Source organism: Alcanivorax sp. HI0044 (assembly GCF_001634945.1).
On the sequence record NZ_LWEZ01001927.1, the window covers coordinates 1 to 900 of the forward strand.

At 59.2% G+C, this 900-nt stretch carries 1 protein-coding gene; it reads left to right on the forward strand.

All coding sequences use genetic code 11. The features are described 5' to 3' along the window. Window positions 1–900 (forward strand): GH3 auxin-responsive promoter family protein (locus tag A3730_RS28630; protein WP_197477731.1); only part of this gene is annotated, 900 nt, incomplete at both ends.

Sequence of the window (900 nt, forward strand, 5' to 3'; positions counted from 1 at the left end):
TTTCTCGGTGAACTGGATGCGGCCATCAGCCCCTGGATTGTGGATTTGTACCGGCAGTTCCCCCGACTGGTTCAAGGGCGTCATTACTGGTCCATGTCCTGGGTGCCCACCTCGCTGCGCGACAATATGCGTGAGGATGTGAACGACGACATCCAGTTGATGTCCATGGGCAAGCGCCTGCTGGCCGGGGCAACCCAGTGTGTGCCACAGGATGTGGCGTTGGCGAGAACCTCTGATGATTCCCTGTTTGCCACCCTTGCGTATCTGGTTAGCGACCCGTCTTTATCCATGCTTTCGATCTGGAGTCCTACTTTCGGGCTGGGGATGCTGCGTGCCATAGCGCAGTGGCGAGAGGAACTTGCAGAGGTACTCAACACCGGGCGCTGGGGAAACCGCATGCTTGGTGGTGCCGTGGACTCCTGCCCCTGGTCTCCGCAAGCGGCAGCCTTGCTGCGTGAGTGGGACGGCCGCTTAAACGCGGATTTTCTGATGGCGCTGTGGCCGAAACTGGCGCTGGTGAGTGCCTGGGATACGGCGGCCTCCACGCCGTGGGCAAAAGAGCTGCATGCGTTACTTCCCCAGGCCGCGTTTCAGGGCAAAGGACTATGGGCCACCGAAGGCGTAGTTACCATTCCCTATGCGGGCCGTTATCCACTGGCGTATCGCAGCCACGTGTATGAATTTCAGGATCCCACCGATGGCCGTATTTTCGCTCCCTGGCAACTGGAGGCCGGGCAGCAGGTCATGCCGTTGATGAGTACCGGTAGCGGGTTGTTGCGCTATCGCCTGAACGATCTGGTTGAAGTGGATGATTTTGTCGGCGGTATTCCCAGCCTGCGATTCCTTGGGCGAGCAGGAACCACTGATCTGGTTGGTGAAAAAATGACGGCGGCGGCTGTG